The following is an 18,292-nucleotide window of genomic DNA, read 5'->3' on the forward strand; positions in this document are numbered from 1 at the left end:
AATTCAGAATATATTTAAGTTCTATCCGAGCAGGATATATTAAACTAAAATAAAAAAATACTGAATGCTAAAATAAGGTATGGAGGGAGCATTGTTTTTTAATTTTCCTGCCATCCAAGAGATTCCATTGTTCCAATATCATTTTCTTTTACTTTCAAGCTATAATGGCACATACCGTCCTTCAAATTCACATAACTGAAATCTGAAATCTGTACATCATGAGCGGTGCCAAAGTATGCGATTGCAAGTTCTTCCTCGGTGGGTTCCATCAGGAAATTGATATTTCCTTCGCCGTACCAGAGCTGCCATGGTGGTTGACTGCAAAACATTTGCTCCGAGTTCATCTCAACAAGCTTTTCCAGCATATTCAGGTTCATTTCATCCCATACATCATCAATTATTGCTGATTCGATAATTTCGTTGTATAATCTTATCTCGACAGTATGGTTGGTGATGACCGGTGCGACCATCTGGTCTGATCTGTTCCCGTAGCCACCATGGCTGCTTATAAATGTGTAAATGAGGACGTGTAATTCAGGCTCTTCCACATTGTACTGGTAGTCTGTTAAAGAGAGGTCTGAGCCGTCAAAATTGTAAGTTGGTGAATTCATGATCCATTCTTCAGCAATAATTATTGCATCATTTTCAGGGATTGCAATTGCATAGCGCCTTAATTGAACCAGAGCTTCATCTATTTCCCTGAGACCATCAGGCATGTATTCATGGAAATAAGGGTCAACTTTTATGGTCTTAGTCATTCCTTCCTGTGTAACTGTAATTTCTACTGTTCCGGTGTCAGCAACAATTGGCTGTCCTTCCTGTGGTTCGTAGAGTTCGTTCATTTCAGCGAATTCATTATCCCTGAAGAGTTCAAGCAGATTGTTGCGTGTTTCTTCATCAATAGGTTTTATGTATCTGGATGTCAAGTCATTTTCATAGTTGTAATAGCTAAAATTTACAGCCGTGGAATTAACAATAAGTTCCTGTACTGCCATTTCCTGTAAAGTGAAAGCGCCGTATGTCAGGTGTGTAATGACTGCGTTATCAGAGATGTCTGGTGTGCCATTTTTCTCTTCTGTGCATCCTGCGCTGAGAATAGCAAGTGCCAGAAGAAATATTATAATTGTTCTTTTCATTAAAGTCCCCCTTGATTTTCTCCTTATAATCAGGATATATTCACTCTATTTCTATCTTTGGTGTTTTTTTCACAACTATTCTTAATCTTTTTTTCTCTTCTCTTAACATCAATCTCCGTCAACATCAGGTGCTTTTAAAATATGGGGACCACAAAAAATTATAATCAGTAAGTACAATGTCCTTTCATGATCGAATCGCCAATTTTTGAAATATTTTATGGCTTGCCCAGGCAGGGCCCCGGTAGCAATAAATGTACGGAAAAAGCCTTTAGCATGCTTTCACCTCTTCCGGCAGATGTAAAAATTCTGGATATAGGCTGCGGTGCAGGGATGCAGACCATTCATCTTGCAAAGATTTGTGGTAACTGTCATATTACTGCAGTTGATGTTTACCAGCCATATCTTGACAGTCTTATGGAAAAGGCGGTAGCTGAAGGAGTTGCTGACAGGATATCCACTGTGTGTACCTCCATGGAAGACTTGCCGTTTGGTGCTAATGAATTTGATATAATCTGGTCTGAAGGTGCTATTTTTGTCATGGGTTTTGAAAAAGGACTTGATTACTGGAAACATTTCCTGAAAGAAGGTGGTTTCATGGCGCTTACAGAGGCAGCCTGGTTCACAGAATCTCCTTCAGAGGAAGTTTTTCAGTTCTGGAATGAATGTTATCCCGATATAGCGACAATTCCACAAAACGAAAACAGAATTGAAGCTGCTGGGTATACTATTATTGACCAGTTCAAGGTACCGGCATCTGCCTGGTGGGATGATTACTATGTTCCTCTGGAGAAAAGACTTGATTCAATAGAAGATAAGTTCAAAGGTAATACTGAAGCTGAATCTATAATTGAGTTCTCCAGAAAAGAAATAGAACTTTTCAGGCAGTATTCAAATGAATATGGTTATGTTTTCTTTGTATTTCAAAAAGAATAAAAAAGAATAATCATACAAAGATGGATATGTTTCCGTCTTCAACTTGTACTTCAAAAGTTTCAACCTTTGGATCATCCATGTCTATATACTCGCCTGTATCAATATTCTCTCCGGTGCGAATGTCAAAGCCCCAGTTATGGCATGCACATTTGAGTGTATAATCTTCTAGGCTCCCGTTCTTAAGGGGACATCCTTCATGTGGACATTCGTTTGAAATTGCATATACTTTGTTTTCCTTCTTTATCAGGGCTATTTGTTTATTCCCTGTTTTGATGACCTTTATTTTTTCTTCTTTTAATTTATCTTCTTCTATAGCAAATATCCACTCAGCCATAAACTACCTCCATAGTCTTTTCATCAAAGTATAACTTCGTCTGCATGCATTGGACTCAGTGTAAGTTATACTCCTATAAAATGCACTGTCATTCACTTATAAATAATTGGCGTAAAAGTAAACCCCAAACTACATAAGTTCATAAAATAAACGTAACTATTCAGCCTGATAAAAACACTATCAATAGCAATCTTGACAAAAAGTTGAGACCTACATTTTATTAGGATCATTAATTTTGATTGTTGCCATTGATTGCTTTTTTGATTCTTAGGTTGTTAGTGAGCAAACATCTCCGTTTTGATTAAATCAGTATCAATAGGCTAATTGTGGTAGGCTGAATAGTTACAAATAAACTTAATATACAATGTGCCATCATCTTTGATGATATTGGATTAGATCACAAATATCTTATTGAAATTAAGCTGAAGTTAAAAATGCTACTAACTAAAATAAATACTGAAAACATTTCTTTGGGTGTATTGCGTCTGTGGTTTTCACGGATCATTCTTTACATTCTTCTGTTCGTATTCAGTTTTGTAATATTTCACTACATAATTCTGGTTTTTGGACCTCCCATTTATGATATGACGAGTGCACGCTATATGATAAGTGCCTTGATACAGAGTGAAGCAGCTATAATGGCTATAATTGTCACACTGAGCCTGGTGGCAGTGGAACTTGCTTCGGGTTCTTACTCTGTGAGGATGATCGATCTTCTCAAAGTATATAATCCGGATTTCTGGATTCTCATGGTAATTTATATTGTATCCATGATCTATTGTTTGTTCGTTCTAAAATCCATACCTGATAAGAGCACAGGTCAAATGCAGCTCAGAATAGCATTTGCATTTCACTCAGGTGTTTACTCTTTCTTAGTATTGTTCCCATACCTGTTAAGAACACTTAACATGCTCAAGCCTTCAACATTGCTAAATATGCAGGCAATGAAACTGAATGCAAAGAATATAACAACAGCTATAAGTTCAGATGCCGACAGAACTCTGGAAAAAGATCCCATACAACCAATTATCGATATAATCAGTAGTTCATTGTTAAAACATGATTTTGAAACAACAAGGAACGGACTAAATATCATAGGTAAACGTACCAAAGAGATATTCACAAACAGTAATCTTGAAATCACAGAACAAAAAACAATTGCAAACTATATTTTTTCCCGTCTTGCAAGGTTTGGGAAGTTCACCTTAAATCATGCTGATGAAGATGCTACATTTATTGTGATAAGGAACCTTGAGATCCTATGGAAAGAGTTGGAAAAGAATGATCCTGGTAATTCTGTATTGCAGGCATCATCATCCCTTGAACAGATTGGTATAGTTGCATCAGAGAAGCATCAGCGAGATGTACTGTCCACTGTTATCAACCATCTTTTTGATATTGGTCAAGGGGCTTTGGATGAGGATTATAACAGGGAAGCTTCAAAGGTTATAGATTCCCTGGCTTCGATTGGCTTTTCATGTATTAATAAGCAGACAGACCCCGGAATGGTGGAAGATATAGTTTATGGGATTGGCAAACTTGGTATAAAGGCAGCAGAAAGTGGCCAAGTATCATCAGCTTCTCAGGCGGCAGATTCTATGAATACTTTAATGGTTTCCATGGAACTCATAGAAACGCCTGAGTATAAACGACTTTACAGAAAGGCTGAGAAAATATCACAATCAATTCGTTTGGAATAATGTTATTTGCCTATTATCACCGACAAGCTTAATGCCGTTGCTACTGTTACAAGAGCACTGCTCTTTTTTGTTTTGCTTTACAAAACAATTTGGAACATTAATTCTTAAAGCGGGCCAAATTGAAAACAAATCCAGATGATGTGACGTCATCCCATGTTTTGCATTGATGGCCACATAATCACAGGAACTATAATATGGAATCATCAACGTTTAAAGACCTTCAGTTATCCAGAAATCTCGAAAAAGCAATTGAGGAACTAGGTTTTGAGGAACCTACTCCCATACAGGTTCAGTCTATTCCTCATATCCTTGAAGGCAAGGATGTCATCGGTCAGGCGCAGACCGGTACAGGTAAGACTGCTTCATTTGGGATACCAGCTCTGGAAATGGTAACTCCTAACAGCAGAAATACTCAGGTACTTGTTTTATGTCCTACAAGAGAACTTGCAAATCAGGTTGCAGATGAGTTGACCAAGCTTGCAAAATACACTAAGGCAAAGATACTGCCAGTGTACGGTGGACAGAACATCGACAGGCAGATAAAGGCTCTCAGGAGTGGTGTTCATATAGTGATTGGAACTCCTGGAAGAGTCATGGATCACATCGAGCGCAAGACATTAAAACTTAACAACGTGGAAATGGTTGTTCTTGATGAAGCTGATGAAATGCTTGACATGGGATTCAGGGAGGATATTGAAAGCATCCTCAGCAGTGTTCCTGATGACAGGCAGACCATCCTTTTCTCAGCTACAATGCCTGCTCCAATAATGAAATTAGCTAAAAGGTTTCAAAATAATCCAATACATGTCAAGACAATCCATAAAGTTGTCACAGCACCTAACATGGAGCAATCCTACTTTGAAGTGAAGCATCATATGAAGCCTGATGTCCTTTGCAGGATGATCGATATTTATGATGTGAAATCATCTCTTGTATTTTGTAATACCAAGAAAAAGGTGGATGAACTTGTCAGTCTCCTTAAAACAAGAGGTTTTCTTGCTGACGCAATTCATGGTGATCTGAAGCAAACCCAAAGAGAGAAGGTAATGGCAAGTTTCAGGAAAGGGGAAATAGAGACCCTTGTTGCAACTGATGTAGCAGCCCGTGGTATCGATGTTGAGAATATCGAAGTAGTTTTCAATTATGATATGCCACAGGATGAGGAATCCTATGTACACAGAATCGGAAGGACGGGACGTGCAGGAAGGCCTGGAATAGCATTCACTTTTGTAACTCCCAAGGAGATATACAAGATTAAGAGCATCCAGAAGTACACTAAGACAAAAATAAAGAACCAGAAGGTTCCAACAAGAAGTGATGCTGAGGATTTCAAGGCGAACATGCTTGCAAAGAAAGTAAAGGAAACTATTGATGCAGGTCACCTTGGAAAGCATATGCATTGGGTGGAGAAGATGGCAGAGGAGGATTATACCTCAATGGACATTGCCGCCGGACTTGTCAAGTTAATGCTTTCTGGAAAAAAGTAACTTTTAACTAGTTAAAGTAAGGGATAATCGTTACCGGATAAGATTCGGTAACTCCCTGAAATATACGATTCATCTTATATAGTTTGAGCATATCTATACAAATAGAATCAAATGGCCATACTACACTAGTAAATTTTTATTTACAGTAACGGAGATTGGTCAAATTTTGCTTTATTTAAATTGGATATTTCTAATGTTGTGAGATCCATAGACAACATTTTGGTAAATATCTTGTTTTGAGTAAGGTAGGAATAAAACATTTTACATGCACTGAGGTATTAATCTGGCTAATTATAGAAGTAATAAAAGGAAAAGTAATGCAAGGGGTGGAAATCCTGATGGACAGGAAGTTGTCAGGGTTAGGACTCCACGCAAAGAGAATGGCGAGGTTCTGGCAACAGTTTCAAGTCTTCTTGGAGCAAACAGGGTAAGGTTGCAATGCATGGATGGTGTGGTCCGTATGGGAAGGATTCCTGGTTCAAAGAAGAAAAGAATGTGGGTCCGTGAAGGCGACATCGTTATAGCAACTCCTTGGGAGATCCAGGATTCAAAAGCTGATGTTATATGGAAGTATACTCGTCCTCAGGTTAACTGGTTGGAGCGTAAAGGCTTCCTTGGATGAGATGAATTTAATTATTCATCTTTTCTGATATCTATTTTTTATTCATTTTGTATTTGATTTTGAATAGCTACTATTTTTTGATTAGTTACAACATAAAACTATTTTGATTAGTTATAACATTAAACGTAAAACTATTCAGTAGTAATTACTTGATAATATAGAAAAAGTAATGTTGAATATAATTAAAAAAAGGTTATCGAAGTATCATTTAAAGATACTTCATATGAAAAAGTATTGTGCTTATTCAGCAACTTCGCCGAATGCGAACTTTCTCATTACTTTTGTTACTTTGATGGTTACTTCGTCGCCTACTGATGTTCCAGGTACAAAGATTACAAATCCGCTTACTCTTGCAATTCCGTCTCCTTCTCTTGCAAGGTCTTCGATTGTTACGTCGTATGTCTCTCCGGCATCTACAGGTGCTGTGGTTTCATTTCTGTTAAACATTTTAAATTCACTTCCTTTTTGGTTAGCTTAAAAGATCTGAGTAAGCTGAAAACATAATGCAAAATAGAAATCTACAGTTTAAGTAAATGCCATTTAATGTCAATACGTTTAGCGAATTACAGTCTTATTGTAAAGCACTTTCACATAGGTTTGTTTCTATATAAACGTTGTGCTGGTTGTTGGTTTTTTGGAATATTGCTGATAATTTGATGACTTCAAAGCGATGTGCATACTCGTTATATTGGAATGAATTAATATAAATGACTCGACATAAATGTCGATAAACTTATATTAATCCAGCACCTGCCATTTTATAGGGAACTCTAAATGTTTAAATTGAGTGGGTATAATTTCATTGATTTTGGTGTTAGACATATCCTAAAGTTGGCAGTACTTTGTTTTAGTTGCCTATATAGTATTAACTTTGTTCATATTGAGATGTCTGAGCTTTGCCCTTCACAACAAAAACGATGATATTGATTTTCTTAATTTCAAAACGGGATTATAGAACTGGTAATATTTAACGAGGTATAAAAATGAAGTGTTACTACAATAAAATCTTTAGTATTGTTGTTATTGGGTTACTGTTAATTTTGATGTCTGCAACAATCGCATCCGCTGTATCTGAATCAGGACTTGTGGCGTACTATCCATTTGATGGGGACACAAGGGACTATTCAGGAAATGGAAATGATGGAACGAACAATGGTGCCACTTTTGTCTCAGGAATGAGCGGAAATGCGCTTGATTTTGATGGAATGGCTGATTATGTTTCCGCACCAATCAACATAAATTCAGATGTAATGCCACAGGTGACTATGACACTCTGGGTGAAATCAGACAGTGATTCAAGGGGAACTGTCATTTCACATGATAATGGAGGATATGATCGTACAATAGACATCGATGCACGTGGCGGAGGACTCGGATGGTCAGCATTTAGTGGTTCTGGAGGTGTTCTGGGGTATCAGTCAGTCATAACGGATAAATGGACATTCCTTGCAGTTGTCTACGATCAGGATGCAGGTACTGTGAAGTTTTATGTGGATGGTACTATGTATGAAGAAGAAGGCAGCCTTGGAACTGGATGGAATGCAATCAATATTGGCTCTAATCCATCATATGGTGCTAATTTTGATGGTATTATAGATGAGGTTAGAATATACAATTACGCACTAACCCAAAGTGAGATAAACTCCATTTATGAAGGGGGGATAGAGCCTTCGACTGGAGATATTACATCAACACCTACTGGTCCATCCATCTCTGAACCGGGGCTTGTAGCTTATTATCCATTTGATAAAGACACAATGGACTATTCAGGAAATGGAAATGATGGAACAAACAATGGTGCTACCTTTGTTTCAGGAATAGGTGGAAATGCACTGGATTTTGATGGTATGGAGGATTATGTTTCCGTACCTATCAATATAAATCCAGACGTGATGCCACAGGCAACCATAGCACTCTGGGTAAGATCGAACAGTGATTCAAGAGGGACAGTCATTTCACACGATAATGGAGGGTATGATCGTACAATAGATATCGATGCACGTGGAGGGGGACTTGGATGGTCAGCATTTAGTGGTTCTGGAAGTGTTCTGGGATACCAGACAGTCACAACTGATAAATGGACATTTTTGGCAGTGGTCTACGATCAGGATGCAGGAACTGTGAAATTCTATGTAGACGATGTCATGTATGAAGAAGAAGGTAGCCTTGGAATGGGATGGGATGCAATCAATATTGGTTCTAATCCTTCGTTTGGTGCGTATTTTGATGGTCTCATAGATGAGGTAAGGATATACGACTACGCGCTGACCCAAAGTGAGATCAGTTCTCTCTATGGAGGGGAAATGGTTCCACCCGCAGGAGATAGTATACCTCCTTCAACAGTTGATATCACACCTCCTTCCACGATTGAAGTCTCAGGTTTGATCTTTGAATCCCGTAGTAAATCAAGCGGGAGCAGTGTACAGATACCATTGACACTGAAGGGAACGTATGAAAATATCGGAAACATGGATATGTCTCTGAGCTATGATCCCTCTGTCCTTGAAGCCACTGAGGTCATCAAAGGTGGTTTAACAACAAATTCCCTGTTCGATTACAATATTTTGGACGGGACCATAAAGATAAGTCTGGCTGATAAGAACGGATTTGGTGGGGACGGATCGATAGCCTATGTTAATTTTAATATTATAGGGTCAGAAGGGTCATCGTCAGATCTTGAGATAACTACCATCTCAGCTAACAGGGATGATGATGAAATAGTGGAGATTCAAACTCATGATGGTCTATTCAATGTGGTAGGAATGGACGAAAGTATAGGTGATGCTGATGGGGATGGGGTTCACACAGCTCTCGATGCACTTTATGCACTTCAAATGTCTGTAGGTAAGATTCCAGAAGACCTGGCCATGGATGTAAATGGGGATGGAAGTGTGACCTCTTTTGATGCCAGAAGAATTTTGAAGAATGTTGTAGGAGATGAATAAAAATAAGGAGCTGAAAGAATGAGAAAAGTTTTAATATTGATTAGTTTGGCATTTCTTATATCGTTTGCCTCAGCGAGCAGTTTGACTCTCATTGTAAGCGATACTACAGGTGAGAATGGAGCTATTGTGGAGGTTCCAATAGGTCTTGAAGGCGCGACAGATATTGGAAGTATGGACATTGTTATGAGTTACGATAGCGAGGTTTTACAGGCCACAGGGGTCGATACTGGTAAGCTTGGTATAAATGCGTACATTGAGTCAAATACGGTTGATGATGGCGAGGTCATCATTGCTCTGGCAGATGCATCAGGAATTAGTGGTAATGGCCCGATTGCAGTTGTCTCTTTTGAAGTGATTGGCGACACCGGCTCATCAAGTCCCCTGGCACTTGGGGATATTTCAGTGCATGATATAGGACGGGTTGAAGTAATCACAACAACCATGGATGGGACTTTTAGTGTTACTGATAAGACTGAGGATGCAGGTTATAGGGGTGCAGGTATGCTTGTAATAAGCGCACTCATCATGGCGTTGTTTGCAATCAAGCGAAAAAAAGAAAAGTGAAATGAAATAAAAAGATTCACTATTTTTTCTATTTTTTTCTCTATCTGGAAACTTCAAGTAAAGATGAAGGTATTTCTGTATCTGATAAAATCGGTTCATTTGTCAATCTTTATGATGGATTGAATTTGCTCTTAAAGATCAATTTTCATCATTATGATGATATATCTAAATATAGATATATTCATATAGTTTAAAAAAGTAGTACTTTTTACTCAACAAACATATGAAAAACGGAAAAACGAAAAAGTACGAATGCGGAGATCTCGGTTTCATCGAATTATCCCCTCAGACTTTGCCTTATATTAAGGTAATATCTGCAAATCCGCATTTAATCCTTAAAAACGTAAGTGGAGTATGGGCGGGGGCCCGGGCTTATGTTTGTTGATGGGTTATTGTCTTTAGGGGGGTTAAACCCCCCATATAGTTCATATCTGATTATTCTATCCTGCATTATTACAATATATACATAACTATATTTTTTAGATTAAGCAATTATAAAAAGGTAACTATTCAGCCTGACTGTTTTAATGATGCAAAAAACAATATAGAGGATTTCGATAAACTACCATCAATACCCATACAATTTAATAAAATTTAAATAATAGCAAAGCAAATTTACTATTATGGATTCTTTTACTGATTTTACCTTAAATGAAGAATATAAGCGTCTCCAATCTGTCGGAGATAAGCTTGCTGAAATTGAATATTTAGTAGATTGGAAGCCTTTTCGCCCTATTCTGGAGTCAATGTACATAAACAGAACAGCTTCAGGCGGACGGCCTGAAGCTGATGTTATTGTAATGTTCAAGATGCTTGTTCTGCAACAATGGCATGGTCTTTCTGATGCTGAGCTTGAAAAGCAGTGTATTGACAGGATATCCTTTAGGAAATTCCTGGGATTTCCTGAATATGTACCAGACAGTACAACTGTCTGGTCATTCAGGAAGAGAATTATCGACAATGGTAAAGAAAAAGCGGTGTGGGATGAAATGCAGAATCAGCTTGATGCTCTTGGTTTGAAGATTAAAAAAGGAATGATCCAGGATGCAACTTTTATTCACTCAGATCCAGGACATGCAAAAGCAGATGTACTCAGAGGAAAAGATGCGAAAACAAGAAGAAGCAAAGATGGAACCTGGACTAAGAAAAATGGTAAATCTCACTTTGGATACAAACTTCATACAATTATTGATAAGGATTATGAACTAATCAGAAGATTTGAGACAACAACTGCATCACTTCACGATTCACAGGTTGATCTGTCTGAAAAGGGTGAAGTGGTGTATAGAGATAAAGGATATTTTGGAGCAATAGCAAAAGGTTTTGCAGCAACAATGCAACGAGCTGTAAGAGGACATCCTTTAGGAATAATGGATATCCTCAGAAATGAAAGAATAAGTGTGAAAAGAGTCCCTTGCGAAAGAGTGTATGCAGTGACAAAAGAAATATTTAAAACCAGAAAGGTTCTTGTTACAACTGTAGAAAGAGTGAATGCAAAAATGTTGATGACAGCTTTTTGTTTTAATCTGCATCAATTGAGGACACTAAAAACCAAAGGAGTAATTTAGGATAGCGGGAGCTATACTAAAAATAAGGATTAATGAAGAGAAATTAAACAAAATGATAAAAAATGAGAGGATATAATTGAGTTTGAATACTTTAATGATCTAAAATGAGGGAATATCGAAATCCTCTATACTATGGCTTCATTCTATGTGTTAAAAAATATTCAGTAAAATATCATAAAAAACGTCTATCAATCTGAGGGGATTTGTATAGACCGCGAAGAAATACTTGCAGTTTATGAAGCTGGTCCAGAAGCAGTAGTAGAACTTGTAACTCGATTACTTGGGATAATTGAACATCAATCTCTCCAAATTGCACAACTTGAAGAGCGTGTCAGGCATTTGGAAGAAATGCTTGAAAAGAATAGTCGCAACAGTAGCAAACCACCTTCTACTGATTCTTATGCACGGAATAAACCAACCGTTAAAAGTCAAAGAAAAAAGACCAATAAGCATGTAGGTGGTCAAAACGGTCATCCTGGTACTACATTAAGAATAAATGATGATCCGGATGAAGTTATTGTTCATCCTGTTAATCAATGCGTCAATTGTGGGAGATCGTTAGCTTCTGTTCCCTCTGACTATGAAAGAAGACAGGTCTTTGACATTCCTCCTATAACTATCAATTGCATTGAACATCGTTGCGAGATTAAAACATGTCCCAAATGTTCTCATGTAAACAAAGCTCTTTTTCCAGATGGTGTAACTCAGCCGACTCAATACGGTCATCGAGTTAAGTCATTTGCAGTTTATTTGCACACTTACCAATTACTTCCTTATCAGCGTGTTACCAAGTTGTTCTCTGATATTTTGGGATGCAAGATAAGTCCTGCTACTTTGGTGAACACGGAACGTAGTTGTTTTGAGAAGCTTGGAGCTTTTGAAAATACAGTGAAACATCTCCTGAAAGAATCTCCTGTCATCAATCTGGATGAAACAGGAATGAGAATAAATGCAGTTCGTAATTGGCTTCATGTGGCAGGTACAGACAAACTGACCTATTATTTTGCACATCGCAAAAGGGGCTCAGAAGCAATGGATGCTATGGGCATATTACCAGGTTACACTGGTGTTGCAACACATGATTTTTGGAAACCGTACAACAAATATGAATGTCAACATTCATTATGTAATGCACATTTATTACGAGAGTTAACTGGAGCTTCCGAAAACAGTGATCAACAGTGGCCAAAGATAATGAGTGATCTCTTGATATGCATTAAACATCATGTTGATAATGATCTTTTAGATACTGAGCTAATTCAAAGGTTCAGTGAGGATTATGATCACATAACTTGTTTAGGAGTGAATGAAAATCCTCCTGATCCGGAATCAAATGTGCGGTCTAAAAAACGAGGACGTAAGAAGCAGACCACGGTAAAGAATTTGCTGGATAGGTTTATTGGCCATAAAGAGGATATCTTGCGATTTATGTACGACCAAAACGTTCCGTTTGATAACAATCAGGCTGAAAGAGATATCAGAATGACGAAAGTACAGCAGAAGATATCAGGTACTTTCCGCAGTGAACAGGGTGCAAAAAATTTCTGCCGTATAAGAGGATACGTGTCTACTGTTAATAAGAATTCTGAATCTGTTATCGATGCAATTAGTGCAATATTTTATGGCAATTCATTTGTTCCAAAGTTGCAGAATTGATCGTGGATGAAGAAATCAGCTTGGTGGAAGTGAGCTAGGCTGAATAGTTACATAAAAAGAACTATTATGAAATATATTATGCACAATATTACATTAATTCATAATGTTTATATAGTTAGTAACCAGTTATTTCGCTGGTGAAATAGTATGAAGAAGAGCACATCTATTGAAATAAAGAGAATTTTCATTCTATTTCTTTTGTATCTGTTCCTGATGATCTCACTTGGGCTTATTTCCGGTTTCACTCATATAATTTAGCACACCAGAAATAATAATTATTCATCAAGTCCTTTACGTCCAAAAATGTAGTTCGCTACTCTGATAGCATCTTTATTCCCGGTTTCTTTTCCTTCATCATCACTTAACTTCACTACAGGTATATCATTAATGCTGTGAAGTTTTATTACCATATTAAGAGGTGGACTGGACCTGAAGAACTCATGATTATTAGTGATGCTTGTCCCAATTCCGAATATGCAGTTAATCCGACTTTCACACTTCTTCTTTATCTCTATTGCATCTGAAGCGGAAAGTGAGTCACTGAAAATAACAACTTTTGTCAGTGGGTCTATACCCATTTTTTCATAGTGCTGTATGACCCTGTCGGCAAATTTCAGAGGATCTCCACTGTCATGGCGAACACCATCATACAACTTGGAAAGTTTCAGATTGAAATTTCTGAAAAATGGTTCTGATCCAAATGTATCAGAAAGTGCAATTCCCAGATTTCCCTTGTAAACATCGACCCAACTCTCCAATGCGAACAGATTTGCATTGCGCAGTCCTATAAGTGCTGAAGTTCCCATTATCCATTCGTGGCCAATAGTGCCTGTTGGTTTGACACCATATTTTTTAGCAAGGTACACGTTACTTGTGCCAGTGAATGTTTTACACTTATGAAGTATCCTGACAGCAAGGTCATGTATTTCAAAACTCCGCCTTCGGCGTGTTCCAAACTCTGAAAAACCACAACTGTTCTGCTCAAGCTCTTTAGCATTGCTCACTATAAGCTTTTCATACTCATTCAGGAGATTGCTATAACCCGAACCATTGCCGTATTCTGAATCTACCCAGTCTGTTTCTATCATCTTGAAATAGAGTTCTGAAACAGTAGCCATGAGGATTATTTCCCACAGAATACTGCTATGCCAGGGACCTTTTATTGTCAGATCAAGATCTGCATTCTCAGTTAGTTGGACACTTACTTCTGATGGATCGAAACGATAATTTTTGAGATACTCGACGTAACTGGGTTTGAAGTATGGACATTCAGCCCTCAGCCAGATGTATTCATCATCTGTCAGGCTGAGTTTCGGTATGTCTTCATCAATGATCCTTCTAAGTTCTTCAACAAATTGCTTTGTAAAGCGTTGGTCACCTCTGTTGGTAAAACGATATTCTGCAGATGCCTGCGGAAAAAGCTCAAGGATAGCCATCTGCATTGTAAGTTTGTAAAGATCATTGTCCAGTATTGAGCAAATCAAGTTGTTTCTTCCTTTTTAATTATTAACAAGTAATCGCTATATAGCCTTCCTACTTTCGTATACCTTTTATCTATATATCATGTTTGCTTGTGTTTTCTATCAAGTACTAAATATATGATAATAATTCAGTTCAGTATAGATTAATATAGTTTCATGTTATAATTATGTACAGAAAATTCTAAATAAAGAAGGTATTCATCATGAGTAGTAATATTCTGAAAGGAGATCAAAACGGTATGTACTTGCAGGAGTTTGAAAACCTGCGGTCTGAGATAATTTCCTTAAAAAAGGATGTTAACAGAGTACTTGAACGCTCTAATCATCGTAGTATGGATGCCATGTTCATGGAAATGAAAGGTGACCTGTCACGACCTGTTATACACTATATGATTGAGGATACAAAAAAGACAGTTGAAGAAAACTTTTGTATGGAATGCGATAACAAAGATGTCTGTAAAAATGCATTCTCTGATCTTCTTCAGGAACTGGCCCTGCTTCTTATGGAGGATAAAGTTACTGAGGGGTCCCTTGTTTCGTTCCAGGAACGGTTCAATGAGCTTAAGGGTTTCGCGGTCACTGATAATTGCGATAACTGCATAAAGAGCGCGTCCGTTATATTTGATAAACAGATGGAACTGATACGCTCATTCAACAGGACCCACAATGAAGATTCGAGCAACAGAGCCATCATAGACATCAGTACCATATCAGATGATATTGTCACGGAAGTATGTGAGCCTCTTGCCAATAAGCAACGCCTGGCAATTCTCAAATCAGTAAACTCTGATACAAAAAGCTTTTCTGAACTCTCAAAGATCACTGGTCTGCGTGGAGGAAATCTTCTTTTCCATATTCAGAAATTGCTGGACACTGGTATGATCCTGCAGAGGACCGAGCGGGGGGATTATATGATTACTAGAAAAGGTCATGTCACCCTAAAAGGAATGGCTGAGCTTTATGAAAAACTCATCAAAAGCTAATATCGGTAATATTTTTACACTCGTTCCATTTCGTGTATATTGCCATGATCTCTTCTGCAATTTCCGTGCCCATTCTTTCTTCGATCAGCTCAAGGAACAGTGTCATGTAATGAGGTTGCACACACCCAAGGCTCTCTTCACCTGTTCTTATAAGTGATAACAGGTATTCCAGATCATCGTCATCCAGGGCGGACAAACGGGTCTTGAAGTCTTCTTCATTTTTTGCATAATGGTTTGCAAGAGGTGGAAGTATGGACTTATATGGTGCTTTTGAACCTGTACATTCAAGTCCTGCACACTCAGGAGCGACTTTTTTTAACACTACTATATCTTTAGGGGAAAGTTCTCTTGCCATATTATCACCTAAACTCTTTTAGTTTATAATTTATTATACTGATTTATAGTACACCTTTGAAATAGTGTCCCTGATCGTATTCCTCATCCCTTGTGGACTTCAGTTTAATCTGTTTGCCGTCAAGTGCTCTTCTGTAATTGCGTGTGATATCCTTTACATCCACTTTTTCATAAAGGGAAAGGTCAAGTCTTAACACATCAGCACCTGATGTACAAAGTTTATCAATTTCCTCCACCATGTTCAGGACCGTGGAATTGTAGATAAGGGTACGCTCACCTTCTCGCTTCACCGGGAATGAGCCTTTGGTGTTATCCACAAGTAGCACCTCACTGTCAGTTTCGATAGTCCCGTCTTCAATAAGAGGACCTAACAGGTCATTCTTTGTCACAAGCAGAAGTTCACGTCCATATGCCATGACCTCTATTTGTATATCAGGATCTGCGTTAATGCAAACCTCCTGTGTTTCTTCAAGGTTTAGTTCACTTGAAAGTGTAACACGGTAAGCACCGGATGTTCGGAATGCATTTACTGTGTAAGAATTGAAGGCATTGAACTCTTTTTGGGTAACAAAGGGTGCATCCATTTCATTTGCCAGTCGGATTGTTCCGTAATTAGAACATGCAAGTTTGAATCCTGCATCTGCAACCTGTTGCATCAGTTCTTTTAGTGCAGGCATTTCTTCTTCAAAACTTACCTGTGGTGTCATCAGGACAAATTCCACATCCTTTTCCTTCAGGCCGTTAGTCCTGAGGATATTATTCTCATTCATCAATTCAGTGAATAGATGAATAGGTGCATAAACAATATCAGCGCCAGATTTGGATGCAGTAAAAATTGAATCGATCTCTGAAACCTCAACACTTAACAGAGGTCTTTTTGCTTTCTTTTTGCTTTCTTCCCGCTTATATCCTGTGGAAACAGTGGGACAACTGCGGTTCCTGCCCTCTCTTGGGAATCTGGAATTAAACAGCTCTTCAACTGCTTCCCTTCTAGTACCTGAAAGTGCTCCAAGGGGAATGAAAATATTATCGTCAACATCCAGAATAATATCTTCGACGTGGAATGTTGTATCACCGAGTTTTCCAAGAGTTGCTATCATTTGCTCCTGGCTTGTGGGAGAACTTTTTGCTTCCTGCACTATGTAATCACTGATGGCTTCAGTTTCCCTTTTCCTGCTTTTCACGTTGATATGCAGCTTTTCTCCCTTTCTTGCATGAATTGTTATTATCAGGGGAGTGGTTTGAAGCTCAATGTTCTGTAAGCTTTCAAGTAATTGAGGGTCGGTAGATACATAGACCTCATCGTTCTTTCTTATGGATTTGCTGGTCTTTGCACTTATCAGCAGAGTGGTTTCCTCTCCTTTCCTGGCAACCTGTACAGCCTCACCATTAACAAGAATACCATGAACACGACAACCTATGATCCTGATGCGAGTATTTATGCTGATACCGTCATTTACCTTTATATCCTGAAGAGGTGTAATGGTCATTTCACCTTCTTTTGTGGACTTAGTTATATTATCCACTATTCCCAGATAGGCACCGTAATTGGCACTGTATTTGCGTTGTGTGACATCTTCTTCACCAAGAACAAAACCCCGGGTAAAGCCCCTATAGAATAGTTTTGCAAGCTCGTTCTCCATTTCCTCAAGTTCTTCTGTACTGAAATTCTCACCTGTATCGCATACTTTTTCTGCAACATTTTTGTAGGTTCTTGCACTGGCGGTCACGTACTCCGGTTTTTTCATCCTGCCTTCTATTTTGAGGCTCTTGACACCTGTCTTTATAATGTCTTCAAGCCCCGGGAAGGTACAGAGTTCTGCACAGCTTATTGGATACTCACCTACCCGTTTGCTGTCTACGATCTGTCCATCGACTGACAGTTTATACGGCCGTCTGCAAGGCTGGAAACATGCGCCTCTGTTTGCGCTTCTGTCCGTTATGGCAGTACTGAACAGGCATCGACCTGAAAATGAATAACAAAGGGCACCGTGAACAAAAAGTTCGATTTCAACTGATGTTTTGTCTATAATACTTTTGACCTGCTCCGTGCTCAGTTCCCTTGAGAGTATGACTCTTGAAGCACCTGCATCCCTGATAAAATCAACACCTTGTGGGTTGTGGATCGTCATCTGGGTACTTGCATGTAGTGGAAGGTCCGGGAAATGCTCTTTTAGTAAAAAGAAAAGACCTAAGTCTTCCAGTATAATTCCATCTATATTGTATGCGTATGCCTTATGAACAATATCTATGGCCTCTTGAACCTCATGTTGCTTGAGTGGAATATTAAGAGCAATGAATACCTTAACTCCATAGGTATGTGCAAGATCGATATTGTCCCTGAGGTCCTCTACGGAAAAATTATTTGCACCCTGGCGAGCATTTAACTGCCCAACTCCAAGGTAAACAGCGTCTGCTCCTCCTTTTATGGCGGCTTTCAGGGCTTCCGGGTCACCAGCAGGTGCCAGGATCTCAGGAGGAGTACAGGTTGAAGATTTGTTATTATGCATGCAGATCAGATTCTTATTA

The 18,292-nt window shown here is 38.4% G+C and carries 15 protein-coding genes; 9 read left to right on the plus strand and 6 right to left on the minus strand.

Annotated elements, in window-relative coordinates; genetic code table 11:
- Positions 1-98: 98 nt before the first annotated feature.
- Positions 99-1,136 (minus strand): hypothetical protein, encoded by a 1,038-nt coding sequence (locus tag WN948_RS00335; protein WP_342304983.1) that lies wholly within the window; start codon positions 1,134-1,136, stop codon positions 99-101.
- A gap of 273 nt (positions 1,137-1,409) precedes the next feature.
- Between WN948_RS00335 and WN948_RS00340 the strand changes: the two genes are divergently transcribed.
- Entirely contained in the window at positions 1,410-2,069 is a 660-nt protein-coding gene (locus WN948_RS00340) for a class I SAM-dependent methyltransferase (RefSeq protein ID WP_342304984.1), read from the plus strand.
- Positions 2,070-2,079: 10 nt separating this feature from the next.
- On the opposite strand, the gene WN948_RS00345 is transcribed toward WN948_RS00340, so the two are convergent.
- On the minus strand, positions 2,080-2,403 hold the full coding sequence (locus WN948_RS00345) for a Rieske (2Fe-2S) protein (RefSeq protein ID WP_342304985.1): 324 nt from the start codon (positions 2,401-2,403) through the stop codon (positions 2,080-2,082).
- Between the two features lie 434 nt (positions 2,404-2,837).
- Here WN948_RS00345 and WN948_RS00350 point away from each other — a divergent pair, with 434 nt between their 5' ends.
- The 3 genes from WN948_RS00350 to eif1A all read left to right on the plus strand — a co-directional run bounded on the left by WN948_RS00350 (position 2,838) and on the right by eif1A (position 6,212).
- On the plus strand, positions 2,838-4,103 hold the full coding sequence (locus WN948_RS00350; protein WP_342304986.1) for a DUF2254 family protein: 1,266 nt from the start codon (positions 2,838-2,840) through the stop codon (positions 4,101-4,103).
- Positions 4,104-4,297: 194 nt separating this feature from the next.
- A complete protein-coding gene (locus WN948_RS00355; RefSeq protein WP_342304987.1) occupies positions 4,298-5,590 on the plus strand; it encodes a DEAD/DEAH box helicase in 1,293 nt (430 codons plus the stop codon).
- Between the two features lie 283 nt (positions 5,591-5,873).
- Complete coding sequence (gene eif1A, locus WN948_RS00360) at positions 5,874-6,212, plus strand: translation initiation factor eIF-1A (RefSeq protein ID WP_342306505.1); 339 nt, start codon at positions 5,874-5,876, stop codon at positions 6,210-6,212.
- Positions 6,213-6,452: 240 nt separating this feature from the next.
- On the opposite strand, the gene WN948_RS00365 is transcribed toward eif1A, so the two are convergent.
- Entirely contained in the window at positions 6,453-6,659 is a 207-nt protein-coding gene (locus tag WN948_RS00365) for a TRAM domain-containing protein (RefSeq protein ID WP_309309010.1), read from the minus strand.
- 596 nt (positions 6,660-7,255) lie between these two features.
- Here WN948_RS00365 and WN948_RS00370 point away from each other — a divergent pair.
- The 4 genes from WN948_RS00370 to WN948_RS00385 all read left to right on the plus strand — a co-directional run bounded on the left by WN948_RS00370 (position 7,256) and on the right by WN948_RS00385 (position 12,945).
- Positions 7,256-9,157, plus strand: a complete 1,902-nt coding sequence (locus WN948_RS00370) for a LamG-like jellyroll fold domain-containing protein (RefSeq protein ID WP_342304989.1) — start codon at positions 7,256-7,258, stop codon at positions 9,155-9,157.
- An 18-nt stretch (positions 9,158-9,175) separates the two neighbouring features.
- Positions 9,176-9,721 carry a cohesin domain-containing protein gene (locus tag WN948_RS00375; RefSeq protein WP_342304990.1) on the plus strand — a complete coding sequence of 182 codons (546 nt, stop codon included), beginning with the start codon at positions 9,176-9,178 and terminating at the stop codon, positions 9,719-9,721.
- 623 nt (positions 9,722-10,344) lie between these two features.
- Positions 10,345-11,289 carry an IS5 family transposase gene (locus tag WN948_RS00380; RefSeq protein WP_342304534.1) on the plus strand — a complete coding sequence of 315 codons (945 nt, stop codon included), beginning with the start codon at positions 10,345-10,347 and terminating at the stop codon, positions 11,287-11,289.
- Positions 11,290-11,490: 201 nt separating this feature from the next.
- Complete coding sequence (locus WN948_RS00385; protein ID WP_342306434.1) at positions 11,491-12,945, plus strand: IS66 family transposase; 1,455 nt, start codon at positions 11,491-11,493, stop codon at positions 12,943-12,945.
- Between the two features lie 275 nt (positions 12,946-13,220).
- On the opposite strand, the gene pncB is transcribed toward WN948_RS00385, so the two are convergent.
- Positions 13,221-14,429 (minus strand): nicotinate phosphoribosyltransferase, encoded by a 1,209-nt coding sequence (gene pncB / locus WN948_RS00390; RefSeq protein ID WP_342304991.1) that lies wholly within the window; start codon positions 14,427-14,429, stop codon positions 13,221-13,223.
- 200 nt (positions 14,430-14,629) lie between these two features.
- On the opposite strand from pncB, the gene WN948_RS00395 reads away from it, so the two are divergent.
- Entirely contained in the window at positions 14,630-15,409 is a 780-nt protein-coding gene (locus tag WN948_RS00395) for a winged helix-turn-helix domain-containing protein (RefSeq protein ID WP_342304992.1), read from the plus strand.
- On the opposite strand, the gene WN948_RS00400 is transcribed toward WN948_RS00395, so the two are convergent.
- Both WN948_RS00400 and WN948_RS00405 read right to left on the minus strand, forming a co-directional pair.
- Positions 15,399-15,764, minus strand: a complete 366-nt coding sequence (locus WN948_RS00400; protein WP_342304993.1) for a hypothetical protein — start codon at positions 15,762-15,764, stop codon at positions 15,399-15,401. The two genes, WN948_RS00395 and WN948_RS00400, sit on opposite strands and share 11 nt — an antisense overlap.
- 43 nt (positions 15,765-15,807) lie before the next feature.
- On the minus strand, positions 15,808-18,273 hold the full coding sequence (locus tag WN948_RS00405) for a DUF3656 domain-containing protein (protein WP_342304994.1): 2,466 nt from the start codon (positions 18,271-18,273) through the stop codon (positions 15,808-15,810).
- Between the last annotated feature and the right edge of the window lie 19 nt (positions 18,274-18,292).

Source organism: Methanolobus sp. ZRKC5 (assembly GCF_038446525.1).
Taxonomy (GTDB): Archaea; Halobacteriota; Methanosarcinia; order Methanosarcinales; family Methanosarcinaceae; genus Methanolobus.

Bases quoted from the DNA above. Each gene is read 5' to 3' on its own strand.
- WN948_RS00345 (WP_342304985.1), bottom strand. From the start codon at position 2,403: ATGGCTGAGTGGATATTTGCTATAGAAGAAGATAAATTAAAAGAAGAA.
- WN948_RS00350 (WP_342304986.1), top strand. From the start codon at position 2,838: ATGCTACTAACTAAAATAAATACTGAAAACATTTCTTTGGGTGTATTG.
- WN948_RS00365 (WP_309309010.1), bottom strand. From the start codon at position 6,659: ATGTTTAACAGAAATGAAACCACAGCACCTGTAGATGCCGGAGAGACA.
- WN948_RS00400 (WP_342304993.1), bottom strand. From the start codon at position 15,764: ATGGCAAGAGAACTTTCCCCTAAAGATATAGTAGTGTTAAAAAAAGTC.
- WN948_RS00335 (WP_342304983.1), bottom strand. From the start codon at position 1,136: ATGAAAAGAACAATTATAATATTTCTTCTGGCACTTGCTATTCTCAGC.
- WN948_RS00340 (WP_342304984.1), top strand. From the start codon at position 1,410: ATGCTTTCACCTCTTCCGGCAGATGTAAAAATTCTGGATATAGGCTGC.
- WN948_RS00370 (WP_342304989.1), top strand. From the start codon at position 7,256: ATGTCTGCAACAATCGCATCCGCTGTATCTGAATCAGGACTTGTGGCG.
- WN948_RS00395 (WP_342304992.1), top strand. From the start codon at position 14,630: ATGAGTAGTAATATTCTGAAAGGAGATCAAAACGGTATGTACTTGCAG.
- WN948_RS00355 (WP_342304987.1), top strand. From the start codon at position 4,298: ATGGAATCATCAACGTTTAAAGACCTTCAGTTATCCAGAAATCTCGAA.
- WN948_RS00375 (WP_342304990.1), top strand. From the start codon at position 9,176: ATGAGAAAAGTTTTAATATTGATTAGTTTGGCATTTCTTATATCGTTT.
- WN948_RS00380 (WP_342304534.1), top strand. From the start codon at position 10,345: ATGGATTCTTTTACTGATTTTACCTTAAATGAAGAATATAAGCGTCTC.
- WN948_RS00405 (WP_342304994.1), bottom strand. From the start codon at position 18,273: ATGCATAATAACAAATCTTCAACCTGTACTCCTCCTGAGATCCTGGCA.